This window comes from Frankia sp. Cppng1_Ct_nod (assembly GCF_920656135.1).
GTDB classification, from domain to species: domain Bacteria; phylum Actinomycetota; class Actinomycetes; order Frankiales; family Frankiaceae; genus Protofrankia; species Protofrankia meridionalis.
In genome coordinates this window covers 42,143-48,957 of the sequence record NZ_CAKKTK010000031.1, presented here as the reverse complement: position 1 = coordinate 48,957, position 6,815 = coordinate 42,143, and the positions used below count along the sequence as shown (strand labels likewise).

General features: G+C 63.6%; 5 protein-coding genes. 2 read left to right on the top strand and 3 right to left on the bottom strand.

Features of this window, described 5'->3' with window-relative positions; all coding sequences use genetic code 11:
* Positions 1–110: 110 nt before the first annotated feature.
* A complete protein-coding gene (locus NBW77_RS11400; RefSeq protein ID WP_131744977.1) occupies positions 111–1,241 on the bottom strand; it encodes a DegT/DnrJ/EryC1/StrS family aminotransferase in 1,131 nt (376 codons plus the stop codon).
* Positions 1,242–2,296: 1,055 nt separating this feature from the next.
* Here NBW77_RS11400 and NBW77_RS11395 point away from each other — a divergent pair.
* Positions 2,297–2,716: a hypothetical protein gene (locus NBW77_RS11395; RefSeq protein WP_131744976.1), complete on the top strand. Its 420-nt coding sequence runs from the start codon at positions 2,297–2,299 to the stop codon at positions 2,714–2,716.
* Positions 2,717–2,774: 58 nt separating this feature from the next.
* Here the strand turns inward: NBW77_RS11395 and NBW77_RS11390 are convergent, their stop codons facing one another.
* Positions 2,775–3,503 carry a metallophosphoesterase gene (locus tag NBW77_RS11390; protein ID WP_131744975.1) on the bottom strand — a complete coding sequence of 243 codons (729 nt, stop codon included), beginning with the start codon at positions 3,501–3,503 and terminating at the stop codon, positions 2,775–2,777.
* A 292-nt stretch (positions 3,504–3,795) separates the two neighbouring features.
* On the opposite strand from NBW77_RS11390, the gene NBW77_RS11385 reads away from it, so the two are divergent.
* Positions 3,796–4,725 (top strand): alpha/beta fold hydrolase, encoded by a 930-nt coding sequence (locus NBW77_RS11385; protein WP_250279672.1) that lies wholly within the window; start codon positions 3,796–3,798, stop codon positions 4,723–4,725.
* Positions 4,726–4,815: 90 nt separating this feature from the next.
* On the opposite strand, the gene NBW77_RS11380 is transcribed toward NBW77_RS11385, so the two are convergent.
* Positions 4,816–6,789, bottom strand: coding sequence for an MFS transporter (locus NBW77_RS11380; RefSeq protein ID WP_242605514.1), 1,974 nt, complete (start codon positions 6,787–6,789; stop codon positions 4,816–4,818).
* Between the last annotated feature and the right edge of the window lie 26 nt (positions 6,790–6,815).

Genomic DNA, 6,815 nt, shown 5'->3' with positions numbered 1-6,815 from the left:
CATCCGTCCAAGATTGTCAGTTGTGGGGTCGGATCGACGGTTGTACGTCGTCGGGCCGGTTCACTCGGCCAACTCTGCATGATCGGATCCGCATGATCGGATCCTCATGATCAGATCCGCATGGTCAGGGTCTCCACCGCGGCCGCGAGGGAGGCAAGGACGTGATCCACTTCAGCCTCGGTCATGTCCGAATGGACAGGAAGGCATACATGGCGGGCGCACACGTCCTCGGCAACCGGCAGGCTGCCCCGCGCGTAGGGCTCGAAGACCGGCTGCTGGTGTAGCGGAGCCTCGTAGACCTCACCGGACAGCGACACGCCATGACGCTCCTTGAGCTCCTTCTTCAGCCGGGTCCGGTCGATTCCCGGGCGCGGCAGGACCAGGTACTTGTAGAAGTTGCTACGTCCGCCAGTTTTTACCAAAATCGGGTCAAGACCGTCAATATCGTCGAGTCCCGCGTTATAACGAGCGGCCACCCCGGACCGGACGTCGAGAAACCCGGCCAACCGCCGGAGGTGCACCAGCCCTGTGACGGCATGGAGTTCACTCAAGCGCCAGGCGTAACCCTGCTTGATATGGACGTTACCGAGGAAACCGGCCTTCCCCTGATCGCGAAATATCAGCGCCTCATCACGCAACCGCTCGTCAGCAGTGAGGATCATCCCACCCTCGCCGCTGGTCACGACCTTCGTGGGATAGAAGGAAAATGCCCCGGCCACCCCGAACGATCCCGCGTACCGGCCATCATGGCTCGAACCGTGCGCATGGGCGGCATCCTCGACAAGGAGGACGCCACGTTCGTCACACAGCGTTCGGATGTCATCGATCTCGGGAGTGATCAGACCACCGATGTGGACCAGGACAACAGCCCGGGTACGGGGGGTGAGCGCCGCGGCCACAGTAGCCGCACTGAGCGCGAACGTCTTCGAGTCCACATCCGCAAGGACAAGGTTCGCCCCGGCCCGCAACACGGCGAATCCGGTGGCCGCGAACGTGTTCGTGGGGACGACGACGTCCGAGCCCGCTACGTCCAGACCACGGAGGATGATCTCAAGAGCCGCAGTACCGCTGCTGACCGCGACGGCGAAAGGGAGTCCGTGGGCCGCGGCAAAGCTGGCCTCGAACTCCCTTGTATGCGCACCGAGCGTCAACGCTCCGCTGGCCAGGATCTCCGACGTGAGCGACGCAATCTCCGCGCGGTCGGCTTCCGGGAAGACGATCCGCGCCGCTGGAACCTGCACCTACACACCCCCTTCGGGCGCCCCACATCCTGTTCGCTACCGCCTCCGACTGGACACGACGGAAAGCGACGCTACCGGCTCACCTGCCCACAAGTGGTCGGTATCATCATGGTCTGTCCACGACATCCATGATCCTCCCCTCCAGGCGTGCGCCGGAGGGTCACCGGCCAACGTTGGAATGGCCGCCGAGGTTCCGGTTAACGTGGCGGTTGTAGTCATGATGCAACATAGCCCATTGCCACCCGGCAGCTACCGGCTGCCGCGGGGGGAGTCACCCGGCTGGCGCCACGAACCTGCATCCCGGTCACGGCCGGAATCACAATTACACAACTGCAGATCAACGCCCTGGTAGTGGGCAAGTTTCCACTCAACGTAGATCAGGCCACGTCCTCGGCGTGACGACAGCGTAAACGGTAGCTCCGCGGACACCGCCTCAGTGTGTCGGAAAGCCCCGGCAAACGCCGTGGGACCGCGGATTCGATGAGTTCGGCGTTCGGGGAACCATCCCCAGGTTCGTTGCCCGAGCCCACGCGTAGACCCTCGCTCCGAGGGCTACCCCACAGCCTGCGGGTGGGCGCCGGACCCACCGGATCGGGGCTCGCGGGCAGCCCCAGCGGCCGAACAGGCTGATTCGGCTACCAAGAAAAACCCCCTGATCAGCATAAACGTCCCGGCGGAGGGTAAACGCCATCTGACGTACGGGGGGAACGCAGATCACGCCACCACTTCGCCGGGACGCAGATCAAGGGTACCGAGAAGAGGACTGCGCGGGCAGCGGGTGCCGATGGGGACTTTAGTCCCTATCTCAAGATCGGAGATTCTATCGCACAATAGGATATAAGGGTGCCACATAGCGAGAAGGTCACACGGCGTCGCTGTGACCAGCGATCCGTGGCAGTCCGCGGTTGGCCCACGCCTCGCCGCCCACCCGCCTCGTTACACCTGACGAGGGAGTCCCACCTGGCTACGGCGAACACGGCCCGGGGATACGCCCACCCGGGGCGCCCCTCAGGAGCGGTATCGGGTCAGGCAGCAGTCCCGGAAGGAGTTGCATCGTGACACGAGACAAGATCGTCCGAGACCTTGCCGGCGTGGTGGGACTCGTCGACAGGGTGGAGCCGTTCATCGAGATCCAGGACACGGCTACCGGCGACGAAGCCGCCCACGAGATGTGCAGCGCGGGTGTCCGGTACGCACGCGTCGTCCATCTGGAGGATGACCTCATCCGCTCCTCGATCGTCACCACGGACGACCTGGACAAGGTCTCCGACCCAACCCGTCCGCTGATCGGCCAGATCGACGCCCTCCCGCCCGAGGTCTTCCTCGACTGGCGCGACTTCCTCACCGAAGCCGTCAACGAGTCGCTGCACAGCGCACCAGTAGGTATGATCATCACCGTCGAGGATGAAGGCCGGCCGCTCGGCGTCCTGGCCGCCACCACCGTCGCGGCATTCATCGACACCGCACGCGGATAAGCGGTGGCTGCCCCTGGTCAGCTACCGGCGGCAGCCAGCTACCGCAAACGGGCCGCCATCAATCCGGTCCGACCTCATGGAAGGTCAGCTCGGACGTCGTGTCGTCATACAGCACCCAGTGCGACGGTTTACCCCGAGCTGCACCGATGTTGACGAACAGACGCCGTCCACCGCGCGAAGCCACCTCGACCGGGATCGGGTGCCCAGGCGTCACCGCCCAACGCCGCGCAGCGGGGACACCGGTGGATTCCGGTTCATCCGAATCCGAATCATCCGCTCTGTCCCGGTTGAACCAGTCATGTGCGGCAATGTCTAGAAGTAGAACCTGGTGAGAATGGCCGACCATCAGCATCGGGACGTCCGGTAGCTCCTCCAGGCGTGGGTAGACCACCATCGACGGTGCACGGCGGTCCGGCCACTCCTCCCAGCCGATCTGGTGTCCGTGCATCGCGGTAGCTGCTCCGATCATCCGGGTCTCCGGTGCAGCCAGCAGGATAGTCAGATCACCAACGATCTGATCATTCTTGAGCAGATCCCGGATCCGCCATTCCTGATTACCCAGGACGAGATCGACGACCGCCAGCTCGTGCCACAGCTTCGGGTCCGGATCCACCACGTCCTCGAGGTCCCATCGCCTGGAACGATCATGGCGACGCCATGACACCTTGGCCTCGAGGTAGTCGCCGAGACAGATGACCTGGTCCGGGCGGTGACGCTCCACATCCGCCAGCACCCGCCGCCACGCCTTTCGCCTGCCATGCAGATCCGCCACGACCGCATATCGCATGGGACCACCATCCGTCACCCACCACAGACACGCCATTCTCCGGTTTCCATGCCCCACCGCGACCCGCTCCACGAATATCCGTGAGCACAAATCGGAGAAACCGACCAGAAACCTGGACTCGGACCGCTCCGACCGCCTCCATCACACCAGTCACACCAGGTGAGCACATCAAACAATCATCGCCATCAGGACCGGCCCAGCCAGCCGGACGAGGAGGTTCCGGTCAAACTGGATTACGACAGTGTCCAGGACCGCGGAACCGGAATGGCAGAGCTGACATGGCAGACAGATCATGAACGATGAAACTCCTGGTTGGTTCCGGGCCGCGCTCGAGCAGCGACCCCAGCGGCACTCGACGGAGATCGACGGATGCCGGATCAGCTACCGCTGCTGGGGCGAGCCGAACCGGCCGGGGATCATCCTCGTACATGGGGGCGCCGGGCATGCCGGTTGGTGGGACCACATCGCACCGCTGATCGACAGTGAGTACCGGGTCGTTGCCATCGACATGTCAGGACACGGCGACAGCGAACGCCGTGACGAGTACAGCCTCTCCGGCTGGGCCACGGAGATCGTCGGCGTTGCGGAGCATGCCGGCCTTACCGGAACACCGATCGTCATCGGTCACAGCATGGGCGGCTGGGCGTCCATCATGGCCGCTGCCCGATACCCGGATCTGATTGGTGGAATCGTCATCCTCGACGCTCCGGTCGCGGACGACACCCCTGAGGAACGGGCTGCCCGCGAACGTACCGCCTTCGGACCCCTACGGGTCTATCCGACCGTGACCGAAGCCCTGGCCCGGTTCCGGACCGTGCCGGACCAGCCGAACATGCTGCCCTACGTCGTCAATCACGTGGCCCGGAGCTCCATGGGCGCCGTCGAAGGAGGCTGGACCTGGAAGTTCGACCCGGCAATCTTTCGCGGACGCCGGCCGTCCGCACAGATTCTCAAGGAGGTGCGCTGCCGGGTCGCGCTGTTCCGCGCCGAGCACGGCCTGATAACCCCCGACATCGGCACCGAAATGTACGAACTGCTCGGACGGGTCGCGCCCGTTATCGAGATCCCCCTCGCCGGGCACCACCTCATGCTGGACCAGCCGCTGCTGCTCGTCACCGGCATCCGGACGCTGCTCGCCGACTGGCAGCATTCCCTGCCCCAGAGCCGTCCGACGGCACAGCTCGGCAGCGCATCAAGCTCAGCAGCGCATCAAGCTCAGTAGCGCATCAAGCTCAGTAGCGCATCAAGCTCAGCAGCGCGGACAGGCACAGCCGGTCGGGCGCCCGGGTTCCCACGGCCGGACCCGGGCTTCCTACCGAGGATGCCGCGATGGTTCGGAATCTTCGGTGACCTGCGCCGGGATCAGGCCCAATTCCTCTTCCTCCTCGACCTCCTCCAGGAGCGCGCCCACCACCGCGGGCTCACGGCGCCCGGCTCCCACCGGACTGCCTGCCCCTGCCATCACGGACGCGACCAGAGCAATCACCAGTGCCACGATCGAGAAAGCGAACACGGCGGCGAGGCCATCAGCGAACGGCCCCGAGATCAGCCTCGGGAAAAAGGCACGTCCGGTCACGTAGGCGCCTCCGTCCGGCAGAGCCGCCAGCGTCTGGTGCCCGAGCAGCTGCTGCATCGGGTTGTAACCGAGAAACGCCGAGAAAAGGACGCCGATCGGCGGGAGCATGGACACCGTCTGTGCGGTCGACGCCGGCACGCCCTGGTCCGCCAGGCCGTTGAACATGGCTGCCGGCAGGGTGCGGGACAGCCCGATCACCATCAACGTGAAGACAAGTCCGATCGAGAGCACGATGGCGGAGTTCTGAAAGGTTGCAGTCATGCCCGCGCCGACTCCCCGTTTGTTCGCCGGCAGGCCATTCATGACGTCGGCACGGTTCGGCGAGGAGAACAAACCGATACCAACACCGTTGAGAAGCAGGATCAGCGCGAACAACGGGTAGGAAAAATTGACCGGGATCGCCACGAAAAGGCCGAAACTGACGATGATGACGATGAGACCACCCACCGTGAACATACGTGCCCCGAACCGGTCGGACAGTATCCCGGACAAGGGCGCAGCCACGAGGAATCCGACGGTCAGTGGAATCATGTAGATACTCGCCCACAACGGGGTCTCGGAGAAGCTGTAACCGTGCTGCGGCAGCCAGATTCCCTGTAGCCAGATCAGCAGGACGAACTGGAGTCCACCTCGGCCGAGCGACACCAACAGGCTCGCGATGTTTCCGGCGGAGAACGAGCGAATCTGGAACAGCCCCAGGCTGAACAGTGGTTCGGCGACATTCAGTTCAATGATCACGAACGCGGCGAGCACCACCAGACCACCGATCATGGCGGTCAGCACCCAGGGGTTGGTCCAGCCCATGGTGTGGCCGCCGTAGGGCTGGATACCATAGGTGATTCCGACGAGCAGCGCGATCAGTCCACCGGCGAACGTGATATTGCCCCACCAGTCCATCGAGTTGTGCTGCCGCACCCCGTTGTCCTGAAGCCTGGTATAGGCCCAGAAGGTTCCGAACACACCGAAGGGAACCGACACCAAAAAAACGTAGTGCCAGTTGACGGGGCCGAGCAGACCACCGAGGAGAAGTCCGAAGAAAGAACCGGAAATTCCGGCGACCGAGTTGATGCCCAGCGCCAATCCGCGCTGGCGGGCCGGAAACGCGTCGGTAAGGATCGCCGTGGAGTTCGCGAACAGGAATGCCCCGCCCACACCCTGCACGACTCGCCACCCGATGAGCCACAGAGCCGCCGCGCTGCCCTGCATCCAGGTGGCTGCCAGCAGGATGGAGGATACCGTGAAGAGCGCGAATCCCATGTTGTACATACGAACGCGTCCGTAAATGTCACCGAGACGGCCGAACGTCACCACCAGAACCGCTGTGACGACGAGGAAGCCCATCATCATCCACAACAGGTAGCTGGTGTTCCCCGGGCTCAGCGGATTGATGTTGATCCCACGAAAGATATCCGGTAATGCGATCAGGACGATCGACGAGTTGATCGTGGCCATGAGGATGCCCAACGTGGTGTTGGACAGCGCGATCCACTTGTAGTGGGGGTTCGCTGCGGGAGGCTCGGCCACCGCCTTCGGCGCATCTTCCGCCTCTGGAATGCCCGAAATCTGTTGATTTACACCATCCGCACTCCGCACCCTGCACCCCTCCATGAACGCCGCCACGACACCCGACGGAAACTTGCTTAGTAAGACTAAACAAGTAACGCCGGGATGGAAGTGGCGGTAGATGTGAGATTTCCCCTCGACATCCACAAGGAGTAACCATGAGAGCAACAATG